Source organism: Streptomyces sp. NPDC005281 (genome assembly GCF_040607495.1).
Classification (GTDB): Bacteria; Actinomycetota; Actinomycetes; order Streptomycetales; family Streptomycetaceae; genus Streptomyces.
Map to the genome: position 1 here is coordinate 1 of NZ_JBEXGX010000114.1, position 1,047 is coordinate 1,047.

1 protein-coding gene is annotated in these 1,047 nt (G+C 61.9%); it reads left to right on the forward strand.

Features of this window, described 5'->3' with window-relative positions:
* Positions 1–222: 222 nt before the first annotated feature.
* The coding region (locus tag ABZV42_RS42300; protein ID WP_356057744.1) for an IS5 family transposase at positions 223–1,047 on the forward strand (825 nt) is incomplete at its 3' end.

Genomic DNA, 1,047 nt, shown 5'->3' on the forward strand with positions numbered 1-1,047 from the left:
AGTGGGCATTTGGAGATGGTCTATGTCGGTAAGTAACTTTCATGGCCGTCAGATTTGAGGTGTTTGCCCCATGCAGGTACCCCCGCGTCCGTCGAGCTACGAACTTGGCCGCCCGTTTACTCCGGGTCTCGTGCACGAAGTCCGTCTGGTATGAAGATCAGGCAGAAACGCCCAGCAGTAGCGGAGCGGCACCGTCCACCGCATCCATGATCACGCTGTGGCGTGAGCCAGCGGAAGCCGTACCCCAGCGACCTGTCCGACGCCCGATGGGCCCTGATCGAACCGACGCTGACGGCCTGGAGAAAGGCCCGGCTCGACCGCAGACCAACCGGACAGCCGGCCAAGGTCGATTTACGCGACGTCTTCAACGCGATCCTCTACGTGAACCGCACGGGAATCCCCTGGAAATACCTCCCGCACGACTTCCCGAACCACGGCACCGTCTATTCCTACTACGCCGCGTGGCGCGACGAAGGAATCTTCGCCCAGCTCAACTACGACCTGACCGGCCTGGCCCGCGTGAAGGAAGGACGCAAGCCCGAGCCGACCGCTTCCGTGATCGACACCCAGAGCGTGAAGACCTCCACCAATGTGCCCCTGACCAGCCAGGGAACCGACGCCGCCAAGAAAATCGTCGGCAGGAAACGGGGCATCCTCACCGACACGATCGGACTCATCCTCGCCGTGACTGTCACCGCCGCGAGCCTGTCCGAGAACGCCGTCGGAATCCAGCTCCTCAACCAGGCCAAGAAGACCTACCCGACCATCTCAAAGAGCTGGGTCGACACCGGCTTCAAGAACGCCGTCATCGAGCACGGCGCCAACCTCGGAATCGACGTCGAAGTCGTCAACAGAAACCCAGGAGTTCGCGGCTTCCACGTTGTCAAAAGGCGCTGGGTTGTCGAACGAAGCATTGGTTGGATCATGATGCACCGGCGCCTCGCCCGAGACTACGAGACCCTGCCCGCCAGCTCCGAGGCCATGATCCACGTCGCCTCGATCGACAACCTCACCAAGCGCATAACGGACGAGACGACACCCACCTGG